Annotated in this window: 27 protein-coding genes and 4 pseudogenes; 10 read left to right on the top strand and 21 right to left on the bottom strand. The window is 34.6% G+C overall.

From position 1 onward, the window contains the following. Window positions 1–318 precede the first annotated feature (318 nt). From AC1DIT_RS17330 to AC1DIT_RS17295, 8 genes are all read right to left on the bottom strand, one after another. Window positions 319–2172: a PTS fructose transporter subunit IIABC gene (locus AC1DIT_RS17330; protein WP_016115833.1), complete on the bottom strand. Its 1854-nt coding sequence runs from the start codon at window positions 2170–2172 to the stop codon at window positions 319–321. Between the two features lie 12 nt (window positions 2173–2184). Continuing rightward, window positions 2185–3096, bottom strand: coding sequence for a 1-phosphofructokinase (gene pfkB / locus AC1DIT_RS17325; RefSeq protein ID WP_476998315.1), 912 nt, complete (start codon window positions 3094–3096; stop codon window positions 2185–2187). After that, window positions 3075–3845: a DeoR/GlpR family DNA-binding transcription regulator gene (locus AC1DIT_RS17320; RefSeq protein WP_476998312.1), complete on the bottom strand. Its 771-nt coding sequence runs from the start codon at window positions 3843–3845 to the stop codon at window positions 3075–3077. The genes pfkB and AC1DIT_RS17320 overlap by 22 nt, the downstream gene beginning before the upstream one ends. 159 nt (window positions 3846–4004) lie before the next feature. Further along, window positions 4005–5168, bottom strand: a complete 1164-nt coding sequence (locus tag AC1DIT_RS17315) for an iron-containing alcohol dehydrogenase (RefSeq protein WP_016131850.1) — start codon at window positions 5166–5168, stop codon at window positions 4005–4007. Between the two features lie 236 nt (window positions 5169–5404). Further along, window positions 5405–5947 carry a DUF420 domain-containing protein gene (locus AC1DIT_RS17310; RefSeq protein WP_033671477.1) on the bottom strand — a complete coding sequence of 181 codons (543 nt, stop codon included), beginning with the start codon at window positions 5945–5947 and terminating at the stop codon, window positions 5405–5407. A 320-nt stretch (window positions 5948–6267) separates the two neighbouring features. After that, window positions 6268–6579 (bottom strand): hypothetical protein, encoded by a 312-nt coding sequence (locus tag AC1DIT_RS17305; protein ID WP_016115838.1) that lies wholly within the window; start codon window positions 6577–6579, stop codon window positions 6268–6270. Between the two features lie 88 nt (window positions 6580–6667). Then, on the bottom strand, window positions 6668–7666 hold the full coding sequence (locus AC1DIT_RS17300; protein WP_016131851.1) for a BC_2427 family protein: 999 nt from the start codon (window positions 7664–7666) through the stop codon (window positions 6668–6670). Between the two features lie 140 nt (window positions 7667–7806). Further along, window positions 7807–8481 (bottom strand): CsxC family protein, encoded by a 675-nt coding sequence (locus AC1DIT_RS17295; RefSeq protein WP_476998314.1) that lies wholly within the window; start codon window positions 8479–8481, stop codon window positions 7807–7809. 840 nt (window positions 8482–9321) lie between these two features. Here AC1DIT_RS17295 and AC1DIT_RS17290 point away from each other — a divergent pair. Continuing rightward, a complete protein-coding gene (locus AC1DIT_RS17290) occupies window positions 9322–10137 on the top strand; it encodes a formate/nitrite transporter family protein (protein ID WP_016131854.1) in 816 nt (271 codons plus the stop codon). Between the two features lie 101 nt (window positions 10138–10238). After that, a complete protein-coding gene (locus tag AC1DIT_RS17285) occupies window positions 10239–10511 on the top strand; it encodes an HU family DNA-binding protein (RefSeq protein ID WP_003199316.1) in 273 nt (90 codons plus the stop codon). 319 nt (window positions 10512–10830) lie between these two features. Here AC1DIT_RS17285 and AC1DIT_RS17280 read toward each other — a convergent pair whose 3' ends face one another. From AC1DIT_RS17280 to AC1DIT_RS17250, 7 genes are all read right to left on the bottom strand, one after another. Next, a complete protein-coding gene (locus tag AC1DIT_RS17280) occupies window positions 10831–11136 on the bottom strand; it encodes a metal-sensing transcriptional repressor (RefSeq protein ID WP_016115843.1) in 306 nt (101 codons plus the stop codon). Window positions 11137–11342: 206 nt separating this feature from the next. Next, window positions 11343–12164 (bottom strand): alpha/beta hydrolase, encoded by an 822-nt coding sequence (locus AC1DIT_RS17275; RefSeq protein WP_016115844.1) that lies wholly within the window; start codon window positions 12162–12164, stop codon window positions 11343–11345. Window positions 12165–12188: 24 nt separating this feature from the next. Then, window positions 12189–13007 (bottom strand): ABC transporter ATP-binding protein, encoded by an 819-nt coding sequence (locus AC1DIT_RS17270; protein WP_016131855.1) that lies wholly within the window; start codon window positions 13005–13007, stop codon window positions 12189–12191. Window positions 13008–13031: 24 nt separating this feature from the next. After that, on the bottom strand, window positions 13032–14054 hold the full coding sequence (locus tag AC1DIT_RS17265) for a FecCD family ABC transporter permease (RefSeq protein WP_016131856.1): 1023 nt from the start codon (window positions 14052–14054) through the stop codon (window positions 13032–13034). Continuing rightward, window positions 14047–15054, bottom strand: coding sequence for a FecCD family ABC transporter permease (locus AC1DIT_RS17260; protein WP_033671417.1), 1008 nt, complete (start codon window positions 15052–15054; stop codon window positions 14047–14049). The genes AC1DIT_RS17265 and AC1DIT_RS17260 overlap by 8 nt, the downstream gene beginning before the upstream one ends. A gap of 27 nt (window positions 15055–15081) precedes the next feature. Continuing rightward, window positions 15082–16047 carry an iron-hydroxamate ABC transporter substrate-binding protein gene (locus AC1DIT_RS17255; protein WP_476998311.1) on the bottom strand — a complete coding sequence of 322 codons (966 nt, stop codon included), beginning with the start codon at window positions 16045–16047 and terminating at the stop codon, window positions 15082–15084. Between the two features lie 288 nt (window positions 16048–16335). After that, window positions 16336–17094, bottom strand: coding sequence for an exodeoxyribonuclease III (locus tag AC1DIT_RS17250; protein WP_476998310.1), 759 nt, complete (start codon window positions 17092–17094; stop codon window positions 16336–16338). A 201-nt stretch (window positions 17095–17295) separates the two neighbouring features. Here AC1DIT_RS17250 and AC1DIT_RS17245 point away from each other — a divergent pair. Then, window positions 17296–18042, top strand: a pseudogene (locus AC1DIT_RS17245) (DNA-3-methyladenine glycosylase family protein); the annotation flags it as partial. A gap of 78 nt (window positions 18043–18120) precedes the next feature. On the opposite strand, the pseudogene AC1DIT_RS17240 reads toward AC1DIT_RS17245, so the two are convergent. Further along, window positions 18121–18387 (bottom strand): annotated as a pseudogene (locus tag AC1DIT_RS17240) (lactonase family protein); the annotation flags it as partial. A gap of 212 nt (window positions 18388–18599) precedes the next feature. After that, window positions 18600–19832, bottom strand: coding sequence for a peptidase T (pepT, locus tag AC1DIT_RS17235; protein WP_016131860.1), 1233 nt, complete (start codon window positions 19830–19832; stop codon window positions 18600–18602). Between the two features lie 106 nt (window positions 19833–19938). On the opposite strand from pepT, the pseudogene AC1DIT_RS17230 reads away from it, so the two are divergent. Further along, window positions 19939–20166 (top strand): annotated as a pseudogene (locus AC1DIT_RS17230) (PhzF family phenazine biosynthesis protein); the annotation flags it as partial. Here AC1DIT_RS17230 and AC1DIT_RS17225 read toward each other — a convergent pair. After that, on the bottom strand, window positions 20156–20329 hold the full coding sequence (locus tag AC1DIT_RS17225) for a hypothetical protein (protein ID WP_016131861.1): 174 nt from the start codon (window positions 20327–20329) through the stop codon (window positions 20156–20158). The pseudogene AC1DIT_RS17230 and the gene AC1DIT_RS17225 sit on opposite strands and share 11 nt — an antisense overlap. A gap of 141 nt (window positions 20330–20470) precedes the next feature. Between AC1DIT_RS17225 and AC1DIT_RS17220 the strand changes: the two genes are divergently transcribed. Continuing rightward, window positions 20471–21115 (top strand): YczE/YyaS/YitT family protein, encoded by a 645-nt coding sequence (locus AC1DIT_RS17220; RefSeq protein ID WP_016115854.1) that lies wholly within the window; start codon window positions 20471–20473, stop codon window positions 21113–21115. A 140-nt stretch (window positions 21116–21255) separates the two neighbouring features. Here the strand turns inward: AC1DIT_RS17220 and AC1DIT_RS17215 are convergent, their stop codons facing one another. Next, window positions 21256–21645 carry a VOC family protein gene (locus AC1DIT_RS17215; protein WP_016115855.1) on the bottom strand — a complete coding sequence of 130 codons (390 nt, stop codon included), beginning with the start codon at window positions 21643–21645 and terminating at the stop codon, window positions 21256–21258. 224 nt (window positions 21646–21869) lie between these two features. Between AC1DIT_RS17215 and AC1DIT_RS17210 the strand changes: the two genes are divergently transcribed. Both AC1DIT_RS17210 and AC1DIT_RS17205 read left to right on the top strand, forming a co-directional pair. Beyond that, complete coding sequence (locus AC1DIT_RS17210; protein ID WP_476998313.1) at window positions 21870–23081, top strand: DUF2515 domain-containing protein; 1212 nt, start codon at window positions 21870–21872, stop codon at window positions 23079–23081. Then, on the top strand, window positions 23020–23454 hold the full coding sequence (locus AC1DIT_RS17205) for a CBO0543 family protein (RefSeq protein WP_016115857.1): 435 nt from the start codon (window positions 23020–23022) through the stop codon (window positions 23452–23454). The genes AC1DIT_RS17210 and AC1DIT_RS17205 overlap by 62 nt, the downstream gene beginning before the upstream one ends. On the opposite strand, the gene AC1DIT_RS17200 is transcribed toward AC1DIT_RS17205, so the two are convergent. Further along, window positions 23448–23666 (bottom strand): hypothetical protein, encoded by a 219-nt coding sequence (locus AC1DIT_RS17200; RefSeq protein WP_016115858.1) that lies wholly within the window; start codon window positions 23664–23666, stop codon window positions 23448–23450. The two genes, AC1DIT_RS17205 and AC1DIT_RS17200, sit on opposite strands and share 7 nt — an antisense overlap. Window positions 23667–23730: 64 nt before the next feature. Next, window positions 23731–24102, bottom strand: a complete 372-nt coding sequence (locus AC1DIT_RS17195; RefSeq protein WP_016133211.1) for an HAD hydrolase family protein — start codon at window positions 24100–24102, stop codon at window positions 23731–23733. A gap of 62 nt (window positions 24103–24164) precedes the next feature. On the opposite strand from AC1DIT_RS17195, the gene AC1DIT_RS17190 reads away from it, so the two are divergent. The 3 genes and pseudogenes from AC1DIT_RS17190 to AC1DIT_RS17180 all read left to right on the top strand — a co-directional run. Then, window positions 24165–24404 (top strand): ATP-binding protein, encoded by a 240-nt coding sequence (locus AC1DIT_RS17190; protein WP_016115860.1) that lies wholly within the window; start codon window positions 24165–24167, stop codon window positions 24402–24404. A 239-nt stretch (window positions 24405–24643) separates the two neighbouring features. Further along, window positions 24644–25708 carry an ABC transporter permease gene (locus tag AC1DIT_RS17185; protein WP_476998309.1) on the top strand — a complete coding sequence of 355 codons (1065 nt, stop codon included), beginning with the start codon at window positions 24644–24646 and terminating at the stop codon, window positions 25706–25708. Next, window positions 25708–25873 (top strand): annotated as a pseudogene (locus tag AC1DIT_RS17180) (hemin ABC transporter ATP-binding protein); the annotation flags it as partial. The gene AC1DIT_RS17185 and the pseudogene AC1DIT_RS17180, both read left to right, overlap by 1 nt.

Genomic DNA, 25873 nt, shown 5'->3' with positions numbered 1-25873 from the left:
GTAATAGTATTACCATCTTGTTACAAAAAAACACCGAAACATTACAATTCTTAGTTGCGCTATGTCTTTTTATGTAATAAATCATATACATTTTGACATTCATATATATAACATACACTATAATTCGAAAAGGACAGCTACCTAATATGGAGGCCACTGAAAAAGTCCACTTCATAAGAAAAAGGAGTCCACCACCTACTATATACAGGCGATGGACTCCTTTTTCCTTTCAACATATTGATAAAAATGCATGTTGTTTTTTCAAAGCAAACACTTTTTCAGTGCCTTCGTAATATGGCCGCTGTCCTTTTCAACTTTTTATGAAATTTTCTTTTTCCATATCCCTAACATAAAGGCAGATACAATAGAACCTATTAATATAGAAAGAATATATAGAACTGGTTTATTCACTAATAATATAACAAATATTCCACCGTGTGGCGCTGGCAATGTAATTCCAAATAACATCGATAATGCACCAGCAAGACTTGAGCCAACAACACAACTGACAATTACACGGATTGGATCAGCAGCCGCAAATGGTATTGCCCCTTCTGTAATAAATGATGTCCCCATAATATAGTTTGTAAAACCCGATTTACGTTCTGCTTCTGTAAATTTCGCTTTAAAAAGTGTAGTTGCAAGTGCAATCGCAAGCGGAGGTACCATTCCACCAGCCATAACAGCTGAATGCACACCAAAGTTTCCAGCCTCAATTGCAGCAATCCCAAATGTAAATGCTGCTTTATTAATAGGACCACCCATATCAACAGCCATCATTCCACCTAAAATAAGCCCTAATAGTATAGCATTCGCACCACCTAAACCATTTAACCAACTCGTTAACGCCTCATTTAAAGCAACAACAGGAGGATTTACAACTTTCAACATTAATACCCCTGTAAGTAACAAACCAAGTACCGGATATAATAAAACAGGTTTAATTCCTTCTAATTGTGCTGGTAAACCTGCTAATACTTTCTTTAAACCAAGTACAATATATCCAGCTAAGAAACCAGCAATTAATCCACCTAAAAATCCTGCATTTGCTTGCGCTGCTAAAAATCCACCGACAATACCAGGCATAAACCCTGGGCGATCCGCAATAGAACTCGCAATAAATCCAGCTAATATCGGAACAAGGAATTGGAATGCCCCTTTACCACCAATTGACATCAATGTTTCTGCAATCGGCCCTTTCGTATCGATACCACCAAAGAAAAAGGCTAGTGCAATTAAAATACCACCACCAACAACGAAAGGTAACATGTTACTAACACCATTCATTAAATGCTTATATATACCAAATCCTTTTTCCTTCTCTGGCCCCTCTACTTTTCTATTTTCTTTTATTCCTTTAAAAATCGGGGCTTCTTGATTCACAGCTCGATTAATTAGCTGATCTGATTTCCGAATACCATCTGCAACCGGTACTTGAATAACATGCTTTCCAGCGAAGCGATTCATTTCTACTTGTTTATCCGCCGCAACGATAATAGCTGTTGCACGCTCAATATCCTCTTTCGTTAATCCATTTTTCACACCAGTAGAACCATTTGTTTCGACCTTAATCGCAATTCCTAATTCTGCTGCCTTTGCCTTTAGACTGTCCGCAGCCATATATGTGTGAGCGATACCAGTCGGACAAGCTGTTATTGCTAACACATATGGTTCATTTCCTTCCGGTTTTGTTACTTCACTTTGCTCATCTTCTTGTTCATTTTCTTTTTCATCGAACAAATGAAGAAGCTCCTCTTCACTTTTTGCTTCTAACAGTTGTTTGCGAAACCCTTCATCCATTAATAACGTAGATAGACGAGATAGTGTTTCTAAATGTGTATTGTTTGCTCCTTCACTAGCCGCAATCATAAAGAATAAATGAGCTGGTTGTCCATCAAGCGACTCATAGTTGACACCGCTTACACTTCGTCCAAAGCAAATAGCTGGTTGTTTGACTGCTTTTGTTTTGGCATGTGGAATAGCAATCCCTTCACCAATTCCAGTTGTACTCTGCATTTCACGCTGTAAAATAGCCTCTTTAAATTCCTCTTGGCTATTCAATCTTCCTGCCTTTTCTAGTTTCTCTACTAATTCATCGATGACAGCTTCTTTTGCTGAAGCTGTCAAATCCATGATAACGGTATCCCTTTTTAAAAGTTCTGTAATTTTCATATTCTGTTCCCCCTACCGCTTTGTAATCATTACTTGCGATAATAATTCCTCTACTTTATCTTTCGTACATAAATCAGCTGAAAAAGCTGTTGCACTTCCTGTTGCTACACCATAACGAATTGCTTCTTCAACATCTTTTGTTTTTTCATATATCCCCACAAAACCTGCAACAAGAGAGTCTCCCGCTCCGACAGAATTGATAACTGTTCCTTTTGGTACGGTTGCCTCATATATTCCTTTACTTGTAAATAATAAAGCTCCATCTCCTGCCATAGAAACAATTACATTCTGTACACCTTGTTCAATTAACTTTTTTCCATATGGAATAATTTCTTCTACTGTTGAAAGCTTTTCTCCAAATAATTCTCCAAGCTCATAATGATTCGGCTTGATTAAAAATGGCTTATTTTGAATCACATACTGAAGCGCACTTCCGCTCGCATCAACAATGACGTTAATGTGACGTCTTGCCCCAAAAGCAGCAATCGTTTCATAAAATGTTTTTGGAATCGATGCCGGAATACTACCAGCTAACACAAGATAATCACCAGCCTGCATATCTTCAATTTTGTTCATCAACTGCCCGAGCTGCTCATCCATAATAACAGGCCCTTGCCCGTTCAGTTCTGTTTCTTCCTGTCCCTTTATTTTCACATTAATACGCGAATCTCCATCTACATGAACAAAATTCGTCCTAACACCTTCACTTTTCAAAACATCTTCAATAAATTGACCTGTGAATCCGCCTATAAAACCAAGCGCTGTATTATCTATTCCCATCCGATGAAGCACACGGGATACATTAATCCCTTTCCCACCAGGAAATTTCATATCGTTTTCCGCTCGATTGACAGTTCCCAGTGTGAAATACTCTGCTTGAACAACATAATCAATCGATGGATTTAAAGTAACTGTATAAATMATCGTTTATCAACCTCAATTACATTTGTTTTTCGTTTATATTCTTCTTGCTCTTCTTCTAATGCATTTGTAATAATTGTCGCTTCTTCAATACTTGCAATTTTCGCAAATGCAACTTCGGCAAATTTACTTTCATCTATTAAAAAATAACCTTCATTCGCTAATGTTAACGCCCTTTTTTTCAGCAATGCTTCTTCAGGATCAGGTGTTGTATATCCAAGCTGTTCATGTACACCATTCGCCCCTAAGAAACACTTATCAAATCGATACTGCTGCATACTTTCCTGTGCCATCGCACCAATTAAAGCCTTTGTTCGACTCTTCATCATCCCACCAAGCAAGTAAGCACGAATATTATTTTCAACTAGCGCTTCAATATGCATAAGTCCATTTGTTACAACTGTAACTTCTTTCTCTATTAAATACGGAATCATTTCAAACGTTGTACTTCCCGCATCTAAATAAATACAATCACCTTTTGCTACAAAAGACGCAGCATGCTTAGCGATTTGTTTTTTCACTTGAATGTTTTTGGCTGATTTTTCAACCATCGTAGGCTCTTCACCTTTTCCAGTTAATACAGCAGCCCCGCCATGGACTCTTTTTAATAAACGCTCTTTCTCTAATTGCGCTAAATCACGACGGATTGTTGATTCTGAACTTTTTGTTTCTTCCACCAACTGTTGTAATTTCACTACTTTTTTCTCTTTCACAAGCTGTAAAATTAGCTGATGACGTTCAGGAGTTAACATATCACTCACCTCTTCTTTAATTACAGTATAATGAAATCGGATTCAAAAATCAATCAAAAACATTCAAATTCATTCAAATAAAGCCACTAAACCGTTCAATAACATTCAAAGAACCTTCTTGATACGTATCAAGAAGGTTCTTTGAATTATCTTTATCCTTTATAATGAAGCTCTATAAATCTCTACTACATCTTTTTTATTTAATTTTTTAAAATGACCAAATTCACCATAAACCATCGCTTTTTCAGCCATTACATCAATTTTCTCTTCTCCAATTTCATAGTCAGCTAAACGAGACGGTGCTTCAATAGATGTCCAGAAGCTTCGCAACGCTTCGATACCTTCCACCGCAATTTCCTTATCCGTTTTCCCTTCCATCTCTATATGAAACACACGCATCGCAAATTGTTTAAACCGATCTACATTTCCATCTAAAACATGCTTCATCCAATTTGGGAATAAAATCGCTAAACCACCGCCATGTGGAATATCATACACAGCTGAAACGGCATGCTCAATATTATGCGTTGCCCAATCACCGCGGACACCCATTGCTAAAATGCCATTTAGCGCCATCGTTCCACAATATAAAATTGTTTCTCGATGCTCATAGTTTTCTAAATCGTTTAAAAGTTTCGGGGCTGTTTCAATGACTGTTTTTAAAATAGATTCACAATAGCGGTCTTGTAATTCTGTATTTGAACCTTGATGAAAGTATTGTTCTAATACATGAGACATAATATCAACTATACCATAAATAGTTTGATTTCTTGGTACAGAAGCTGTATGCGCTGGATCTAAAATAGAAAACTGTGGGAACGTAACAGGACTACCCCACCCATACTTTTCATTCGTTTCCCAATTTGTAATAACAGACCCTGCGTTCATCTCAGAACCTGTCGCTGCAAGAGTTAGTACTGTACCAAATGGTAAAGCTTCATTTGCAAATGCTTTCTTTGTCACAATATCCCATACATCACCATCATATTTACTACCTGCAGCAATTGCTTTCGTACAATCGATGACACTTCCACCACCGACAGCTAAAATAAATTCAATATCATTTTCTTTACAGATTTGAATTCCTTTATTTACAGTAGATAAACGTGGGTTCGGCTCAACGCCTGTTAATTCAAAAATTTCCGCATCAATTTCGTTTAATATAGAGATTACATTATCATATACGCCATTTCGTTTAATACTTCCCCCGCCATATACGAGAAGAACCTTTTTACCATACTGAGGAATCTCTGTTTTTAATTGTTCTAATTGCCCTTGCCCAAAAATAAGCTTTGTCGGATTACGAAATATAAAATTTTGCATAATTCCCTACCCATCCTTCCAATATAAAAGTTACTATACTTTTGTATAACATATTTTGTTCATTTCACAAAAATATTTGCTTCATAAAGTGAATCTTTCCTCAGTGAAAGTTAGCCCTCACCAATCAGATTTCCCCTCCCCCTACCTTCTTCACCTCTCTTTAAATCTTGAGTTGTGGGATATTACTACCTATGAATAGTGGAATAAAAAAATCCCAGCCCAAAGGCTGAGATTTTTTATTGATAATACGGTGAAATCATTAAGTAAACAATAACACCAGAAAGACTTACGTATAACCAAATTGGCATCGTCCAACGTACAATCTTACGATGACGAGTCAATTGGTTTGTAAAACCATATACAAGCGAGAATAATGCAAGCGGTACAATAATTGCCGCAAGGAAAATATGCGTAATTAAAATAAAGAAGTACACATATTTAATGATACCTTGCCCACCAAAATGCGTTGCTGGTGCTAAATAATGATACGATAAATATGAAACACAAAATAGCAATGTTGTTGTAAATGCCGCAAGAATAAAACCTCGGTGCATCTTTACATTCTTTTTAATAATAGAAAACAATGCTGCCAATAAAAATACAAATGTAAAGCTATTAAAAATTGCATTTAACATCGGCAAGATTGTTACATCAAAATGTACCTTCCCTTTGTAGCCAACAGGTCCAAAAAACAAAAATAAAATAATCGCATTGACAACTACAGAAAGCGTTATCACAATAGGAGCATAGCTTTTCTGATTCGTTGATTGATCTATCAAATTGTTCACTCCCTCTTCCTCTTCTACATATGTACAGTTAACTACACTATTTTAACATATTATTCATAGTGCAAATGTGACAATACTTTGACACACTGAAATCAAACAAAGAAAAAATCCTTCTTAATCATACTTCTTAAGAAGGATTTTATCGCTTTATTATTGAAATAGCAATTCGTTTAGTTTTTGTTAAAAAACATGTCACTATATGCTTGAAAAATCTCTGATACTTGATATCCCATTAAAGAAATTGCTGTTAATGAAAAGAAACCAATCATAAGAAATCGAAACCACATATTATTCTCCTCCTTGTATTTAGCTTATAAACAATACGCTGTATTACAAGTCGGATAGCAATCTCCTTCTTCGGCTTCTTTTTTCTTCACAATGGCTGTTATAAACCGAATCATAAAGAATGTGATAAAAGGAAGTTCCGTCTGTTTTATATTGGCATAGTTGAGCAACGGTTCCCGCTCTAAATCGGACGGAGATGAGAAGGAATAGAACATACCTTGCTCTTCCATGTACACAATAACAATTTTCAAACAAAATAAAATTCCAAGAAATGAAACAATATCTTGCCAATCTGTTGTATACAATACATTATAAAGATCCAATACGTACTCTTCCATTATCACCCCTCCTTCCTTTTTTACCATTTTCCTCGTCCGCATATAAAAAGTCAAGAAAAATGTTTTATATACACTGTGGCAATAGTGATTACATAATTTCCACTTGCACTTCTTGTTCTTGTAATATTTGAACGATTAACTCAAGCACTATTTTTTGCAGTAACTGATACCTAACTAATCCATTACTTTGCTCATTAGAACACCCCATTGTATATTCAATTCGCTGCACAACATAGCCTTCTACCAACAACTTCCCTTTTTCAATTGTTACTGAATTCTCTTTTGATTTTAGAACTTTTTGAGAAAAAAATTTACTATCTGTCAAAACAATTTCTTGTAAAACTTCTTTAATTTCTACTTCTTCTTGAAACATCACTCTTTCTTCTAAACTAATTTCCGTTTTATACTTCCCTATTTCAACTGGCAGTTTCGTCGTTACATAATTACTGCTTTTTTTCTCGTTTCTCTGCTTTAAATTCAAATTGTGTATAGGAACCCATAAAGATTGCTCTAACTGATTTTCCCCGCTATGTTTTATATAATTCTCACTCGAAAATTCTAGAAAAATCCTCTTTTCAAAAAGCTTTGAAGAAATTAAACGACAATATGGCTGTTCGTTATAATGATGTACCGTAGCTAACAACTTTGTATCTAACTCACGAAATGTTTCATTCTCTTCGTTTTGAAATGCAAATACTTCTTCATTCGTACTACTCACAATAGGTGAGATTAAAAAATCAGTCACTTCAGCAATGGTGGAAAATGGTATTTCCACTGTCATGAGACATGCTAATCTTCCTTCTTTTAATTCAGGAGGTGAATTATCTTCCTTCTCGATCTCTGAGAATAGATTTTCTTCCATCCCGATCCCTGAAGGTGAACTTTCTTCCACTTCACTCTCTGAAAATAGATTTTCTTCCATCCCGATCCCTGAAGGTAAACTTTCTTCCACTTCACTCTCTGAAAATAGATTTCCTTCCATCCCGATCTCTGAAGGTGAACTTTCTTCCACTTCCAGCTCCGAGATGATTTTATGCTCAGAAAAAATTTTATCTATCATTTTATTACTAATCCATGGCTTATTCATCGTCAATCACTTCCTAACTGATGAATTGAAAGACTTACGTATTTTTTTAAACCCATAATCGTTTCAACATTATATATGTTTTATAATAAAAAAAAAGACATCAACTTTTATTATAAAAAAAGACGATGTCTGTCTATCTTTCAAACTTGTACTTGCTGTACCTGTAAGATGTTCAAAGTAAGATCTAGTACGATTTTACAAAGTTTGCTACATGACTCGTTCAAATTTGTTAAACATGGTGAAAAATCAAACTCATAAAAATTAGCTCTGACTAATTCACAATACGGTTGTTTATTATAAAAAACTGGATTTCCAAAAGAATTTGTATCTAACTGGGGTAAATAGCCACCCTTAGGATTAATCAAGTGGGATGTAGTATCTAAAAAAGCTACCAATAAAGGCTGTATTATAAAATCACCTGCTGTCAAATCTAGGAATCTAGAAAACGAAATATTAACAATCCGACTATACAATAATCCATTACACTGATCAGCAACATATTCAATGCTATTTCGAATATAGCCCTCTACAAATAATTTTGCTCTTGTGACTCGGCGATAATTGGTACCTAGTACCGACGTAAACGCTACAGGAACTAACTTACAGTGTGTTAAAAATACATTTTTCAACACACGTTTAATTTCGATTGCCAAAGGATCCAATGAAATATTTGCTTCTACAACAACTTGAATTGTTCTCTCTGCTAATACAACCGGGATTTTTACAATTGATGTTGTCGCTGAACTTTCTTCCACTTCACTCTCTGAAAATGRATYTTCTTCTATTCCAATCCATGAGGGGGCATTTTTTTCCAYTYCACTCTCTGAAAATGAATTTTCTTCTATTCCAATCCATAAAGAGTCGTTTTTTTCCAYTYCACTCTCTGAAAATGAATTTTCTTCTATTCCAATCCATGAGGGGGCATTTTTTTCCACCTTCAGCTCAGTGCTTATTTTATGCTTAGAAAAAATTTTATCTATTGGTTTATTACCGATCCATGGTTTATTAGCGATCCACGGTTTATTCATCATCAATCACTTCCTAACTGATGAATTGAAAAACATATGTTTTTCAACATTATATATGTTTTATAACACTTATAATCTAATTCATCTTTCATATGACCGAAAAAGGATTTCATTGGGGCATTATCTAGACAGCTTCCTCTACGTGACATAGACTGTCTAATCCCCATCTCCTTTAGTTGTTTCATTTATATTTTATTAAAAATAATTTTACTCATTTCCCGTATCTCACTTTTATCATTGTTTCCATATGTCTATCATTTTTCATAGAATATCCTAACTTCTATCCATTTGTTTTTACCACTAATTGACAAAATTATTCAAATTATATAACATAAATTTATCGACATGATATGCAATGCATGTACTTTTTATTCATATTTTATTGTTGATAAAAGATTCTACAGAACTACTCTAAGTAATTTTTACTTTTACTTACCAAGATGAGTATCATTTTTGGTATTTTTTGTGTTCATTCCGAAAAAGCCTCGTCTTCATGTTCTGAGAACAGAAAATGCTTAATCGAGGGATTTTTCTCGTTCCCCCGGATTTATCAATTTAACCATTAATGAGACAGAAAAACTCATTAATGGAAATGGAGTAATGTATCAAAATATGGAGGGGTTATTTATGTCTGTCTATGCACCACAAGAGATTACTGAATTGGCCGCGAATTCGGGTCAAAAAAAAGCACTTTTACCGCTACTACCTATGTTGATTTTAGGTTTTTTTGGCGGCGCTTTCATCGCGTTAGGTTATTTACTTGATATTCACGTCATTGGAACAATGCCAAAATCTTGGGGTTCCTTTACTAGTTTTCTAGGAGCCGCTGTTTTCCCTATCGGCCTAATTCTAGTTATTCTTGCCGGTGGTGAACTAGTGACCGGTAATATGATGACCGTACCTATCGCTTGGTTTTCAAAAAAAATTCCTTTCTCTAAAGTATTAAAAAATTTACTAATTGTTACAATTAGTAATTTTTTGGGTGCTGTATTTGTAGCTTATTTTTTTGGCCACATCGTTGGATTAACAGAGGGACAATTTTTAGCAAAAACTTTATCTATCGCTCAAGCAAAACTACATGATACACCGTTACAGGCATTTGTCTCTGCTATTGGATGTAACTGGCTTGTTTGCCTAGCAGTTTGGCTCAGTATGGGTAGCAAAGAATTCGCAGGAAAAGTGATTGGTATCTGGTTTCCCGTTATGACTTTCGTTGCAATTGGCTTCCAACACGTTGTTGCCAATATGTTCGTTATACCAGCCGCTATCTTTGCAGGGCATCTAACTTGGATGGAATACTTACCAAATTTCATTGTCGTCTTCTTTGGGAACTTAGTCGGCGGTATGCTATTTGTAGCGCTCCCTTACTTCTTGGCTTATAACAACCGAGAGCAATCAAAAAGCAAAACAACGGAATTAAAGAAAAAATCTGTAACTGCTTAGCAAAAAGAATTTAAGAGAAAACCTATAGTACACTTGTTCTCTTCTCTTTTATACGTTATAATAACAACTTAAATAGCATTATTTACATATGAGGTGAAGATATGAATAAAACAGAATTAATTAAAAATGTAGCACAAACAGCTGAAATTTCTCAAAAAGAAGCTACTGTAGTTGTGCAATCTGTAGTAGAATCAATCACAAATACTTTAGCTGCTGGTGAAAAAGTACAACTTATCGGATTTGGTACATTTGAAGTTCGTGAAAGAGCTGCTCGTACAGGCCGTAACCCACAAACAGGTGAAGAAATGCAAATCGCAGCTTCAAAAGTACCTGCATTTAAAGCTGGTAAAGAACTAAAAGAAGCAGTAAAATAATAAAAAATAGCCTTCTCGCTTATGAGAAGGCTATTTTTTATGTTTAAAATGTTATATTCTTCGTTTATGCTCTCTAATTAATGAAATTAACTCCATTATAAAAAGACTCGTCAAACTTATAATCCTAATTGGATAATTAATAAAAGCCCTTCATGTGAGCTAAATAACATTGGAACTACCCATGGATAAACAACATTTCCAGGTACATTTACTAAAATTAAATTTTAAAATAACACTGTGTATAAAAGTATCAACACAGATAAAAAACTTTTCCATGAAAAAATAAAAAACAAGCTAGATCCAATACTAGCTTGTTCTATCACGCTTTTGAGAATCGTTCAAACACTGTCATTAACTCTTCAATTGCTTCGTCTCCATTACCATCTTTAATAGCATTCGAAACACAATGATTTGTATGATTTTTAAGTATCCCCATACCAACCTTCTTCATTGCAGCATTAATAGCTGAAATCTGCACTAAAATATCAACACAATAGCGATCATTTTCAATCATATTCTGGATACCACGTACTTGCCCTTCAATTCTCTTTAACCTATTCATGATTTGTTCTTTTTCTTTATCCGATCTATGGGTAGTAACCTCTGCTTTTTCATTATGATCCATTTTATCACCTTCTTAAAGTTTATCCTCATCCATAAGGAACAATGCCCCCATGAGTATACCAATTATAGCATTAAACTTACATATGGTGATACCCTATATAAGAATCAAATAACAACCTATATCCTCTATTTATTCGTTACTTATATGACAGAACTCAACTACGAAAGCAATTCCCACACAAGTTCACTTCTACTAAAAAACAACGATTAGAATAAATTGCTTACAAAGCGCAGTGCCTTACTTAAAGCAGTTGGCACTACTGATGCATGATTCTCTCCCTCAGCTTCATAAAATGCAAATCGAAACTTATTATGTTGCAAGTTCATTAAACGCTCAGATAATGCATTTGCATCTTGAACCATATGATCTCTTTCTAATGCTCCCACTGTCAGAAAGACTCCGACTTCAGAACTCGCTCTACTCAGTTCATTTATAAACGCTGCTTCCTTTTCAAGAATAGACTTGTTATTCCACCAAATCGATGGGCTACTGATGAAATAATTTTGAAAAGCATTTATATTTGTAAATAATACATGTAAAGCAAATAATCCACCAAGTGAATGTCCAAATATTGTTTGTCTTTCTTTATCAATCTCAAAATCCTTTTCAATTTGTGGCTTCAATTCATCTTGAATAAATTCTAAAAACTCATTCGCTCCTCCTGACTTAGGCCACGGTTTCCCATCAGGTTTCGGCGGTGCATCCACCGAAGGTGAAGAAGGGGTAAAATCGTAGCACCTTTCAGAAGCCGCAAAAACTCCTTCGATTGGATAACCAACACCAACAATAATCGCTGGTGCCACTCCTGTTTTTTCTGCTCTTACCGATTGAATCTTCATAGCTTCTTGGAACGTTTGAAAAAATGCATTTCCATCTAATACATAAATCACGGGATATCCAGATTCTGGAGCGGGTTGCTTTGGCTTCGAAATATAAATTTGATATTCACGATTTCCTAGTTTCGAATCCATCTTCCACTGCTCTGTATTCGAAATAGTAACATCCTTTTTTTCAATACTAGTATTCATGTGATTCCCCCTCCTTTTATCATTTTAGCTAGTTACATATATTTCAGTATTTTCTTCTTGGAACAGACTATCATAACCGAAACATACAGGAGCACCATTATATGGGTCTATCATGACGCGTGCGTCAATATGAAATACATTTTTTAACACTTCATTTGTAATAATATTTACCGGGCTTCCAGTTGTCACGATTTTCCCTTCTTTCATTGCAATAATCTCATCTGAGAATCGCGCTGCATGATTAATGTCATGTAAAACCATAACAACTGTGCATTTATGGTCTCTGTTTAACCGTTCAATAATTTGCAATACTTCTAATTGATGAGACATATCAAGATATGTAGTCGGTTCATCTAATAATAGAACTTCCGTTTCTTGTGCTAATGCCATCGCTAACCATACTTTTTGCCTTTGTCCACCGGATAAATTTGCAATTTGGCGTTTGCGAAAAGCAGTCGTTTTTGTAATATCCATCGTCCATTCAATAATTTCTTTATCTTTGGATGATAATTTATTTACATTGTTTCGATGTGGATAGCGTCCATAAGAAATCAATTCTTCTACCTTAAGCTCTCCCGGAGCAATTGGGTTTTGCGGAAGTAATGCTAGCTGCTTCGCAATTTGTTTTGTAGGAATTGTAGTTAAATCTTGTCCTTGTAAATACACTTTTCCACTTTTTTGTTTTAAAATTCGGCCCATTGTTTTTAATAATGTTGACTTTCCACAACCATTTGGACCAATAATTGTGGTGACTTTTCCTTTTTGTATTTCTACATTCAAATCACGAAACACCGTGAATTTTTCATAGCTCGTTTCTAAATTCTCAGCGCTTAGAACCTTCACTTTCTATCACTCCTCTTACTCCTCTTACGCCTTTGCTTTGTATAACAAATATAGGAAATATGGTACACCAACAATCGAAATTACAATCCCAACTGGTAATTCAGCTGGTGCAAAAACAGTTTTTGCAATAAAGTCCGAAGTAATCACGAGTAACATTCCAATTGCACCGCATACAGGAATTACATGATTATGATGAATGCCGACCAGACGTTTCGCAATATGTGGTGCCATTAGACCAATAAATCCAATGCTTCCTGAAATAGAAACACATGCACTCACTAACCCAATACTACTTAATAATAAAATCGATTTTTCTCTTTCTACTGAAACTCCTAAACTTGTTATACTCGTCTCTTCCAATTGAAATAAGTCGAGTAAATACGCTTTTCTTTTGATAATTGGAATTAAGATAATGAGCCATGGCAACATAGCAATAATATACTTCCAGTTTGCATTATATATACTTCCCGAAACCCACACAGCAGCCATTTCAAAGTCAGTTGCTTTCATCTTCAATGATACATACATAGAAAATGCTCCGAAGCCTGAACCTATCGCAATCCCTGTTAGCAAAAGACGCTGTGAATCTAATTTTCCACTTCGCCAAGAAAACATATAAATTAATATAGCAGCACCTAGCCCGCCGACTAGACCAAACAATGGCATCATCATAATAGAAATCCAATCTGTGCTTTTCATTTGTCCTTGGAAGAAAAACATAAAGATCACAATTGCAGTACCCGCTCCCGCATTAATCCCTAAAATACCAGGATCAGCTAAACCATTTCTTGTAACCCCTTGAATAACAGCACCTGCAATCCCAAGACCTAATCCTACTAATCCTGCGATTACGATTCTCGGAAGCCTAAAATCAAATATAACTAAATCATGTTCAGGTACAGGGTCAATCCGAAATATTGTTCGAAATACGTCTGTAATCGTAATGTCAAACGTACCATTCGTTAAACTAATATAAATGGCACTCAAAATTAAAAATATAATAATCCCCATTGTCATTACAAAACGCTGACTTGAACCTTTAAGCATGCTTCTCTCCTCCTCTTGTTCGAATTAAATAAAGGAAGAAAGGAATTCCAATTAAAGACGTAACGACTCCTATCGGTGTTTCAAATGGATAATTTACAAATCTACTTAATACATCACATAAAGCTAGAAAAACCCCACCAATTACCCCAGCACAAGGCACGATCCATTTATAATCTACCCCGATTAAAAAGCGAGTAATATGAGGGATAATTAATCCTACAAAACCTATTTTTCCAACTAAAGCAACCGCAGTACCTGTTAAAAATACAACAGATAGAATTGCAGTAGCTTTTACAAGCTTTGTACGCTGTCCTAAATTAATAGAAACCTCTTCTCCTAACGAAAGAATCGTAATAGATTTTGAAATTAGAAGGGCTAAAATAATGCCAACTATACCGAAAGGAATTGTTAACTTAAGTACATTCGGATCCACTTGATCTAATCTTGTGTTATACCAAAAACTAATATTTTGAGAAACTTGAAAATAGGAAGCAATCGCTGCAGAAATACTACTTAAAAATGTCCCTATAACAGTTCCTATAATCGCCAATCGAACTGGTGATAATCCGTTTCGAAGCAGTGAACCAAAACCAAAAACAATTCCTGCCCCTAATGCCGAGCCAAGCATAGAACATAAAATCATACCAACTGAAGACATTCCAGGAAGAAATACCATACACATTGTAATCACAAAAGCTGAGCCATCCGTCACACCCATAATAGAAGGGGATGCAAGATAGTTCCTTGTCATCCCCTGCATAAGTGCTCCTGATATGGCTAGAAATGCTCCGACTAAAAGAGCTGCAACTACCCTTGGTAAACGAGAAGTAATAATAATATTATGATTTACATTTCCTGAATCAAAATGAAACAATGCATTCCAAGCTGTTTCAAAATCGATATTTTTTGCCCCATATAAAATAGATAGCATAACTGTAAGTAAAATAAATATGGGCGCTAAGCATAAAATTATCATTGGTACTGCATTTATTTTCCGCATATCATTCAACGCACCTTACCTATTTAATTATTTAGATAAATTTTTCACTGCTTCTTTTAAAAATGCTGTTTTACTCCAAGCAGTACCACCTTGCGCGATTGGATCAACAGTATTTACAAATACTTTTTTATCTTTTACAGCATTCATACTTTGCCAAATTGGATTACTTTCTAATTCTTCTAATACTTTTGGTTTATCATTTTCGCTTGCCTCATATTGCAAGAATACATAATCCGGATTGATTTCAGCCAGTTTTTCTAAAGAAATTTTTTCTTGTGCTTTTACAGATTTAATTTGTTCTGGAACAGTTAATCCTAGATCTTTATAAATTACAGGATTGAAGTATACTCCTTCTGGATAAAGGTATAAGCTATTCGCTCTTAGTCTTATTACAAGCACCTTTTTATCTTTTAATTTATCTCCAATCTTTTCTTTTGCTTTTGCGGCATCAGCTTTATAATCTTTAATAATTTTTTCTGCCTTATCTTTTTTACCAGAAAGTTCCCCCATCAGCTTTAAATTATCTTCCCAATCTGTTGAAACATGTGATATTGGAATCGTTGGAGCTATCTTCGTAAACTTTTCACCAGCCTCTGGTGGGAATTTTGAACTAGATGTAATTACATCTGGTTTTAATTGAAGTAATGTTTCAAAATTCGGTTGCATTTTCTCCCCGATAGATTTTGCACCTTCTAAATTTTTCGCAACGTTCGCTGGTAACTTTCCACTTACAGTAATTGCTCCTACTGGTTTAATACCAAGTACCGCCGCATCCTCMATTGATTCTAAACTAGCAGTTACAATGTTCGTTACTTTCGCGGGTACTGTATATTCTTTTCCTAAGTATGTAATCTTTCGTGTCTCATCTTTTTTCGTTTCAGTTGCTTTCGATTCTTGTTTTTGTTCGCCTGAGCTTTTTTCCGTGCTGTTACATGCTGCAAGACCTACGCTTAATACTGTAACCATCCCTAGTGTAAATAATTTCTTATTCATGTTTATAAATACTCCTCTCCAAATTTGTAATCYTTAAATATAGTATTTTAGTGAAATATTCTTTCCATGTATCCCCTTACAATACATCTATTTAAAACTGCAAATCATTTATTTCACTTCCCCTAATAATAAATTATCTTCTACTCTTATTAAATGATAATGATTATCGTTACTAATTATATAGTTATAAATGAATTATTTCAAGAATGATTTGAAAAATTTTAACAAAACAAATAAAAAAGCAGTATCTATCCTTCATCCAAGATAGATACTGCTTTTTTATTTTTTCTAAAATTCCATATGTAATTCAACAGGACAATGATCTGACCCCATTACTTCACTATTGATTTTCGCATCAACAATTTGATTTTTTAATCTTTCAGAGACGACGAAGTAATCTAAACGCCAACCAATGTTTTTCGCTCTTGCATTCATACGGTAAGACCACCATGAATAAGCCCCTTCTTGATCAGGGTATAAATAACGATATGTATCGATAAATCCTYCATCCACAATCCGAGTAAATTTTTCTCTTTCTCGATCTGAAAATCCTGGATTTTTCCGATTTGTTTTTGGATTTTTTAAATCGATTTCTTTATGTGCCACATTCAGATCACCACAAAGAATAACAGGCTTCTTTTTATCTAATTGCTTAATATAAGATAAAAAGGCATCCTCCCATTCCATTCGGTAATCTAAACGTTCTAACCCTCTTTTGGCATTCGGTGTATAGAGCGTTAACAGATAAAAACCCTCAAATTCTAATGTAATTAATCTTCCTTCCTGATCATGCTCTTCAATCCCTAAGCCATATGTAACAGAAAGCGGTTCTTTTTTTGTAAAAATAGCAGTTCCTGAATAACCTTTTTTCACAGCATAATTCCAGTATACATAGTACCCTTCAGGATTTAGATCGATTTGTCCACTCTGCAATTTAATTTCTTGTAAACAAAAAATATCCGCATCCGCTTCCTCTAAGTATTCTATAAAACCACCTTTTGCAATAACTGCTCGTAAACCATTTACATTCCACGAAATAAATTTCACTTTTTGTTCCCCCTCTTGATGTCATAGCATTAATACTCGCCTCATATTTTTATTTTCTGCTTACATGCTAACACAAAATAAAGAGACTATCATTTTTTCACCTTTGTAATCTTGCTCTTACATTCGTAAATGCGTACATGTGTACTTTTTTCAGGGCATACTAATTTTGGAGGTGATCCTATGCCAAATGAAAGATTACAATTAGAAACAAGTGTAAATGATGAGGGAAACATCCATGTTCGCTTTTTAGGTGATGAGACACCACCTGAGAAATGGGTTCGCGCTACAGTAGCGAGATATGTAAGAGAATGGTTTGATTTAGATACGGATCTAACTCCATTTTACGATTTAGCAAAAGACGATGTACTTCTGTCTACACCAATCAACGAATATTACGGACTCCGTAATATGGGAATCCCTAATTTATTTGAGGCACTATGTTGGGGTATTCTTGGTCAACAAATTAATCTCACATTTGCATATACGTTAAAAAGACGATTTGTTGAATCCTTCGGCGAACATATCGAATGGAATGGACAGAAATATTGGATATTCCCATCACCAGAGGTCATCGCAAATCTAACAGTAAAAGATCTAACAGAATTAAAAATGACTACGAGGAAATGTGAATATCTTATTGGTGTCGCAAAACTCATTACACAAGGCAACCTAAGTAAAGAATCGTTCATAAAAAGCGGCCTAAAAGATGCTGAGAAAACATTAACCGACATACGTGGTATTGGACCATGGACAGCAAATTATGTTTTAATGCGTTGTCTAAGATTCCCGTCTGCTTTTCCAATTGATGATGTAGGCCTACAAAATGTAATTAAGCTTTTAACAGGATCAGATCAAAAACCAACAAAAAAAGAAATAAGAGAGTATGCTTCAGCATGGAAGAATTGGGAATCCTATGCGACCTTTTATTTATGGCGAGTTCTGTATTAAATTCTTTAACACAACAATTGATAGGTTCATTTCAATAAGTAAAACCTATCTATTGTTCATATCATAAATCAACTGTAATCAATCGTGTAAAAACTTCACGCATACTGGGTCTGGCACTATCACATCTGACTGTAAAAATATTAATTGTCCTGTAGTCTCATTTCTAGAAAATAACACAAGGCTACTAGATTTCTCATTAGAAACAACCATAAACTTTTCAGCAGGATCCAAAACAAAATCTCGTGGCCAATCCCCTTTTGTCGATACAGTTTCAATAAAAGTAAGCTTCCCTAAGTCCTAATTCACACGAAAGATAGCAATACTATTATGTCCTCTGTTTGCTGCTTTTGTATCGAGTATAAATCTGTAAATCCCTTTACTATCACCTCTTGTATACGTGCCTATATATCCAAGAAGTTCATTTTCACTCATAACATACCTCCTTATGGATTCTATTACACCTTACGTTCACTTATAGACAAGTAAACTAAAAACTCACAATTAAGAAATGGCAGCAGAAGAAATCCGGGTAGCTATTATTACCCGGATCTCTTTTTTTATGCCTGCTCTTCAAATAATCGTGCTATTTCTATAATAACCTGAACAGCTTTTTCCATATTATCAACAGAAACGTATTCAAATTTACCGTGATAGTTTTCCCCACCAGTAAAAATGTTTGGCGTCGGCAAGCCCATATATGATAATTGAGAGCCATCGGTCCCCCCGCGAATTGGTTGAATACTTGGTTCAATATCTAGAGTTTTCATCGCTTCATACGCAATATCAACAATTTCCCTAACCGGCTCAATTTTCTCAAGCATATTATAATACTGATCATTCATCTCAAGAATAATATTTTCCTCACCATACTTCTCTTGCATCTGCTTCGTAATATTCGTAATTTTTTCTTTACGAGCCTCAAAATTTTCACGTTCAAAATCTCGAATAATGTAATGAGATTTACTTTGCTCAACTTCACCATTCACAGAAATAAGATGATAGAAACCTTCATATCCCTCTGTATATTCTGGCGCCTCTTCTACTGGTAACTGCGCATGAAACTCCATCGCTAACTTACTTGCATTGAGCATTTTATTTTTTGCTGTTCCAGGATGCGTATTATTGCCTTTAAAAGTAAGTTTTGCACTTGCAGCATTGAAGCTCTCATACTCCAATCCTCCAAGCGGACCTCCATCCATTGTATAAGCGAAAGATGCTCCAAAAGCTTTCACATCAAAGTGAGATGGTCCACGGCCGATTTCTTCATCAGGCGTAAATGCTACTCTAATCTTTCCATGTTTAATTTGTGGGTTATGTAATAAATAATTCATAGCCGTCATAATTTCTGTAAGGCCTGCTTTATCATCTGCACCAAGAAGTGTTGTTCCATCCGTCGTAATCAGGGTATGCCCTTTATATGATGGCAGTTCTGGAAACTGCTCTGGTGTTAAAACAACATTCAATTCCTGATTTAATGTAATTGCCTTCCCATCAAAATTCTCATGAATTTGCGGTTTCACATTCTTTCCTGTAAAATCAGTTGCTGTATCTAAATGAGCTAAAAAACCAATTACAGGAACATCCTTTTCCGTATTGGCAGGAAGTGTTGCCATGACATATCCATTTTCATCCATCGTTACTTCTGTCAAACCAATTTGCTTTAATTCTTCAACTAGTAATTTTCCAAACTCGATTTGTCCTGGTGTTGATGGCACCGTATGACTTTCTTCATTCGATTGTGTATCTATTTTCACATATCTTGTGAATCTTTCTATAAGCTCTTGTTTCAAATTATTTCACTCCTTTTTCATGAATCTCTCTTTATTATAATCCTCATGGCGAAACTTTTTAAAGTTTTTGACTGTAACCATGTCGTTTTTTCATTACATTTAGTATTTCGCACCTGGTATTGGTATACCAGAAGATCCTGTAACAGGAGCTTCAAATGGTGCATTAGCTGGGTTCCTTTATTTAGAAGGCCTTATTCCCCAAAAGGAAATTACACATCTTACAATTGCTCAAGGACATGCAATAGGAAGACCTGAAACTCTTTATGTAACTACAGAACCAAGTACTGATGAGCCTGCAATAAAAGTTGCAGGTGCAGCTGTTGTTACAATTTAGGAAGTAACCTCGCTGAAACACTAGGAAAACTACCACTTTCTACTACTTCTATGAATACTTTGTATTGAAAAACAGACATATACAATGCCCCTTTAAATTTTTTACTATTAATCATACCAATCATAAATATATTATCAATTATTTTCGTTTCTTCACTATTCATTAGTATCATCCCTAAACTAAGATTACAAAAAATATATAAAAGATAATTTTTTTCATTTTCATACAAGAGTACAAAATATTTGTATAACTAAATTTCCACATGTAATATACGTAATTATATATAATATTAGGGGGATTAAAGATGGGACTCACACTCTTTCTGTATTTTCTTTTTTTCTTAGGGTTAACTTTCTTTGGACTCGGAAACGCCATTGCGGTAAAGGTTACATTTCTTGGCTTGCATCCATGGGAAGTTCTGAATATGGCATTATTTCAGCGATTCGGATGGACAATTGGTACATGGAGTGTAATATGTGGCTTATTTCTCGTTCTTGTTTCTTTAGTAGTAGATCCAAAATACATAAACGTAGGGACATTCTTAAACGCACTGCTAATTGGTCCTATTATGGACTTTTTCTTACGACTAAACATTCTTCCTCAGGCCACTCATTATTTGTGGATAAATCTTCTTATTTTACTTGCTGGAATCATAATTACAGGGATTGGGGGCGGCATGTATGTTGCTGCGGGAATTGGTGCAGGACCACGGGATGGATTTATGCTTGCCATTTCGGATAAAACTGGATTATCTGTAAGTCGTGCTAGAGTCATTGTAGAAAGTATTGTGTTAGTAATTGGATATGTACTAGGGGGTCCCGTTTTTATCGTGACATTCCTATACACTTTTATCCAAAGTCCAATATTCCAGCAATCATTTAAAGCATTTCAAATGTTTTTAAATAATTTAGAGAGGAAAAATAAAGAACACGTTAGTGCTAATTTATAAATATATAAATCTTCGTTTACAAAAAATATTGGAGTCTATTTTGAAGACACTATCATCAAAATAGACTCTTATTATATTTAGATTATTATCCACCGAACAATTGAAATAAACAACTTTCGTACTTTATGACAATACTACTTTTATTTCTCTATATGCATGAGTACAATTCTCCATCCATCTGGATCTTCTATTGTAATACCTTTTTCTTTCCAGTATGGATTTTCTGGTTCAATTTCATCATAACCCATTGCATGTAACCTGCTAGTTACTTTTTCAATCTCAGCTTTATTAGTCATATAAAATACAAGTAAATTATCTTTTGTTGGAGCTGGACATGGGCTGCCGTTTATATGTCTTGTAAACTCTAAATGATATTCTGCATCAGGTAATCCAAACATAACTCCATCATAACCTTCATGATTATGGAACTCACCTATCCGTTTTAAGCATAATCCTTCTTCATAAAATGTGATAACTTCTTCAAATTTATCTGTCGGGCGTGCAATTCTAATTTGAACCCAATTCTTCATGCTTTTCTCTCCTTATATTTTTTATGCTCCTACCTGTTAATATAATCGAGTTCCACGTTTATTGAATCCCTCATTCGTATGAAGATGAAATAGTACAAAAGACTTATCGTGYTTATAGTAAAAAATATTACACTGTTTATGTCCCCAAAAAACAGTCCACATTTATTCAGAATATGTGTAATAAAATGATGGTAACCGTTCTATTAAACTATTTGTTGAAATTCATGTTAACAGGAGGAAATAAAATGTATGAAAACAATCGAAAAAGAAAATGGAACGGGTCTTCCAAAGCGATCCCGCTTTCTCTTTTAGATGTAAAAAATGAACTAAAGAAAAAAAGCAAAAGCAGTACCGCTTCCTTTAAAAAGGCTGCATTAACAATAGAAGAAAAAATGCTTATTTATAACATTACAGAACAAACAAAACAACTGAACAAAAATAACGTGACAAGAACACGTGCTTATTATCAGTTTTACCTTCAGCATCCTGAAATACACTGGGCTCTACTTGGACATATGGTATCACGTAATGGCGGTTGGAATATGACAGATTTAAAAGGGGATTTATATACAAGATTGTTATCAGAAAAAGACCAACTTACCTACTACTCTTTTTTAGAACGGGGAAACTGGTTAATCTTCCAAGATGTGTATCCACAATTTTTACTATATGAACAAAGCCTTAAAAGATCTAAAACTCTCTTTTACCTCCTACCCCATCTCAATGTCTCAACGTTTATGGAAACGATGTGGAACCATTTTTGGAAAACGGGCAATCACTATACATTAGCTATAGCAACGATTATTAATGAACAAAGCTATTTAGAAAAAAGAGTCATTCAAAATGATCACTTTAAAAAGACCGTACTAAATAGTATTGGATTTAAGCTCTTTGACTTCTTCCGTTTTAATCRTATCCTTTTTCCATACTATGAAGATGAGACCAAACAAAAAATATTGTTATTTGGTGATACAATGAAACACTTTACCTCCTTACATGAACGAATTCTACTAGGCAAACGATTATACTCTTTATTGTTTCGCAACGAACATACATTATCCAAAGTTATAAATTGGGCTCACGATCATTCGCATACTGCTTCACGGAAAGACTACTGGCCTCATTTGTTTTCTGATGTAAATGAGTCATTTTCTCGTGAATTTTATAAACGTAGAATAAAAAAATGTCACCTCAGAAAAGATGCAAATCGTTTATACAGCCCTCAATTAATATACGCATGGAAAGATTTGAAACATGAAAAGGCAGAAAAAGGAGACTGGTTTGAAGACTGGCGTATCGTAGACTATTTCATTGATAAAGGAGAAAATACAAATGGAAAGATTGAGGATGACTATTGTAAAACGATGGAAAAAATTGAGCTTGCAATTCTTACGAAAAAAAATATCCTTCTCAGAGAAGAAGAAACAGAAGAGTAATCACCTAGCATTTATAGTCGCCATCATTTTCTCCTGTTTCATTGGRACATATTTAGACTATCTATTTGTGAGTAAACAAATGTATGCTTTTCCAGTCAGACCATTTCCAAATATGTTTTCGGTCAATATCGCTTTTACATTATTTATATTGCCAACCTTTACTGCTTTCTTTTTACATATTGCCAAAGCTTTATCTACATTCTCAAGAATTCTATTTATTATGCTGATCGGCATTTGTGCAAGTATATCCGAACAATTTGCTGAAAGCTTCGGATTATTCACTCACAACGAAAACTGGCATCATTATTATTCTCTCTTTGGATATATGATTTTCATGTTCTTAATATGGAAGATTTATCGCTGGCTTCAATAATGTGAAACACTGTTAGATAATCCTAAATGAACCCCTCCACTAGTTGTATTAGGCAATAGCTCCCTATTAGCAGTGCTTTCAATAGTTGCATTAAAATTTATACCCTCTAATTTCATATTGCTATGTTGGTTTGTTTCTTTTTCTTTTGAACAGCCATTACACGCAACCAAAATTAAAATGATGATTATATAAAATGGTAATTTCCGTTTCATCTCATCACCTCATTTATATTTTATATAAAGAAAAAGCAAATTAGAAATTAACTTCTAATTTGCTTTAAAAACCCCCTGTTAAGTTCCATGATTTTCTAGATTCCAAGTCTGATAACTCAATAATTTTTTGAATAATACATTGTTCATTACTATGTAGACTCATAGATGCAGCGGATCTCAACATTTCATGCTCGCCAATACAAATGTCCTCTTTCGCATGTACAAACATCGGTACATCATTTGCATCGTTGCCGAATGCAATGAATGTTCCTTCTTCTACCCCCAGCTTTTGTAGCCCTTTCCATTTATCAATACCTAACGGGCTTATATCAATAATGTCCTCTTGGTGATGTTCATATATTTGCACAGGTAGCGCCTTCAACACTTGCACTAACCTTTCTTCATTACCATTAGGGAACAACACAACTTTCACCATTTCATCAATGCAGTCAATCGATACATTAGTAGCTAACTGATTGGCGCATTTCGATTACGGATATGGGTATTGGTATACCTGAAAATGAAATCCAAAAAATATTTAATCGTTTTCATAAAGTCGATGCTGCCCGAAACAGAAATGTAAACGGAAGCGGATTAGGCCTTTCTATTGTAAAAAAAGTCATTGACCTTCATAGCGGAGCAATAACAATGGATAGTGAACTTGGAAAAGGAACGATTTTTTCTATTTACCTTCCGAAACAACAAGAAGGGACTATTCATATGCAAAATAAAAAATAACCTGCATTCACTGAGCCTACTGAAAAAATACCTACTTTGAACAAGGAACAAAATTTTTATTAATATACAGCGATCAAAAAGAAGATAACTCCCTTTATACAATAGGAAGTTATCTTCTTTTTCTGCAACATATTTATATATAAACTGTAGACCCGTCTTTTGTAACCTTTTGTTCATATTCCGTTCATATTTCCTCTTTATGATAAGAGCATAGAACGAAACAAGGAGGAACGAATCTAATGTTTTTAGCACTTAAAGAATTAAAACAATCGAAATTACGTTACGGATTAATCGGTACAATCATGATGTTATTATCATTTCTTGTACTTATCATATCAGGTCTAGCAAATGGATTATCTCATGCTAATGCCTCTTCTTTTATCGAAATGAAAGCAGAAAAATTTATTTTATCAGATGATGCAGATGGTAAATTGTTACGCTCTCAAATTAAGAAAGAAGATGTAGATAAAGTATTGGCACAGGTTGATGCAAAAGATGCAGTTCCAATGCATATTAAAGTATCAACATTTGAAAAAGAAGGAAGTTCCAATAAAGTTGATGTTGCTATTTTCTCAAGTAAACAAGATTCATTCATTGCTCCAAAAGTGATTGAAGGAAAAAACGGTACGTTAGAAAACAATGAAATCGTTGCTGATGAATCTATTAAGGAAAAAGGAATCAAGCTTGGAGATAAGCTAGTAGATCCTATTTCTAAAAAGGCTTTCAAAGTTGTCGGATTTACACAAAATCAAATGTTTAGTCATTCACCTGTTGTTCACATGAATGAAAATGAATGGGACAGCATTGCACTGCCACATCAAAAAAATTACAGTGTAATCGCCCTAAATACTGATAAAAAAAYCGATAATGCAACAGTTGTTGATAAAAAAGAAGTACTGCAAAGTATTCCAGGTTATAAAGAAGAACAAGGAACATTAACAATGATTATTGCGTTCTTACTTGTAATTTCAGCATTGTTAATTGGCGTTTTCTTCTATGTCATTACATTACAAAAAACACATCAATTAGGTGTATTAAAGGCAATCGGAACAAAAAACTCATATTTAGCAAATACTTTAGTTGTACAATCTATAGTCTTAACTGGCGTTGCTCTTATCATCGGCATTGGCTTAATCTTTGCTGTAGAAACTGTTCTACCAGCTAGTATGCCGTTCTTATTAACAACAACAACAATCTTGCAATATACAGGTGCCTTTATCTTAATTAGTATACTGGGTACATTAATTTCTCTATATCAAGTATTAAAAGTAGATGCATTAGAAGCAATCGGAGGTGGCATGTAATGGTAACTGAAGTAAAATGGGATAACCCAGCGTCATTATTAAAGCTTGATCAAGTAAGCAAAGTATACGGCCAAGGTGAAACAGAGGTAACTGCCTTGCACCCAATTACGTTAGATGTAAAAGAAGGCGAATTTATCGGTATTGTTGGTCCATCTGGCTCTGGGA

It is taken from the genome of Bacillus sp. 05T22, assembly GCF_056396765.1.
This window is presented reverse-complemented; position numbering and strand designations above follow the sequence as displayed.

What these genes read in the sequence shown, in the direction of transcription:
- AC1DIT_RS17300 (WP_016131851.1), bottom strand. Translation starts at nt 7,666, where the DNA reads ATGAATAAGCCATGGATTAGTAATAAAATGATAGATAAAATTTTTTCT.
- AC1DIT_RS17315 (WP_016131850.1), bottom strand. Translation starts at nt 5,168, where the DNA reads ATGCAAAATTTTATATTTCGTAATCCGACAAAGCTTATTTTTGGGCAA.
- AC1DIT_RS17330 (WP_016115833.1), bottom strand. Translation starts at nt 2,172, where the DNA reads ATGAAAATTACAGAACTTTTAAAAAGGGATACCGTTATCATGGATTTG.
- AC1DIT_RS17215 (WP_016115855.1), bottom strand. Translation starts at nt 21,645, where the DNA reads ATGAAGAATTGGGTTCAAATTAGAATTGCACGCCCGACAGATAAATTT.
- AC1DIT_RS17200 (WP_016115858.1), bottom strand. Translation starts at nt 23,666, where the DNA reads ATGAAACGGAAATTACCATTTTATATAATCATCATTTTAATTTTGGTT.
- AC1DIT_RS17290 (WP_016131854.1), top strand. Translation starts at nt 9,322, where the DNA reads ATGTCTGTCTATGCACCACAAGAGATTACTGAATTGGCCGCGAATTCG.
- AC1DIT_RS17220 (WP_016115854.1), top strand. Translation starts at nt 20,471, where the DNA reads ATGGGACTCACACTCTTTCTGTATTTTCTTTTTTTCTTAGGGTTAACT.
- AC1DIT_RS17275 (WP_016115844.1), bottom strand. Translation starts at nt 12,164, where the DNA reads ATGAATACTAGTATTGAAAAAAAGGATGTTACTATTTCGAATACAGAG.
- AC1DIT_RS17195 (WP_016133211.1), bottom strand. Translation starts at nt 24,102, where the DNA reads ATGGTGAAAGTTGTGTTGTTCCCTAATGGTAATGAAGAAAGGTTAGTG.
- AC1DIT_RS17285 (WP_003199316.1), top strand. Translation starts at nt 10,239, where the DNA reads ATGAATAAAACAGAATTAATTAAAAATGTAGCACAAACAGCTGAAATT.
- AC1DIT_RS17260 (WP_033671417.1), bottom strand. Translation starts at nt 15,054, where the DNA reads ATGCGGAAAATAAATGCAGTACCAATGATAATTTTATGCTTAGCGCCC.
- AC1DIT_RS17280 (WP_016115843.1), bottom strand. Translation starts at nt 11,136, where the DNA reads ATGGATCATAATGAAAAAGCAGAGGTTACTACCCATAGATCGGATAAA.
- AC1DIT_RS17265 (WP_016131856.1), bottom strand. Translation starts at nt 14,054, where the DNA reads ATGCTTAAAGGTTCAAGTCAGCGTTTTGTAATGACAATGGGGATTATT.
- AC1DIT_RS17190 (WP_016115860.1), top strand. Translation starts at nt 24,165, where the DNA reads ATGGGTATTGGTATACCTGAAAATGAAATCCAAAAAATATTTAATCGT.
- AC1DIT_RS17225 (WP_016131861.1), bottom strand. Translation starts at nt 20,329, where the DNA reads ATGAATAGTGAAGAAACGAAAATAATTGATAATATATTTATGATTGGT.
- AC1DIT_RS17305 (WP_016115838.1), bottom strand. Translation starts at nt 6,579, where the DNA reads ATGGAAGAGTACGTATTGGATCTTTATAATGTATTGTATACAACAGAT.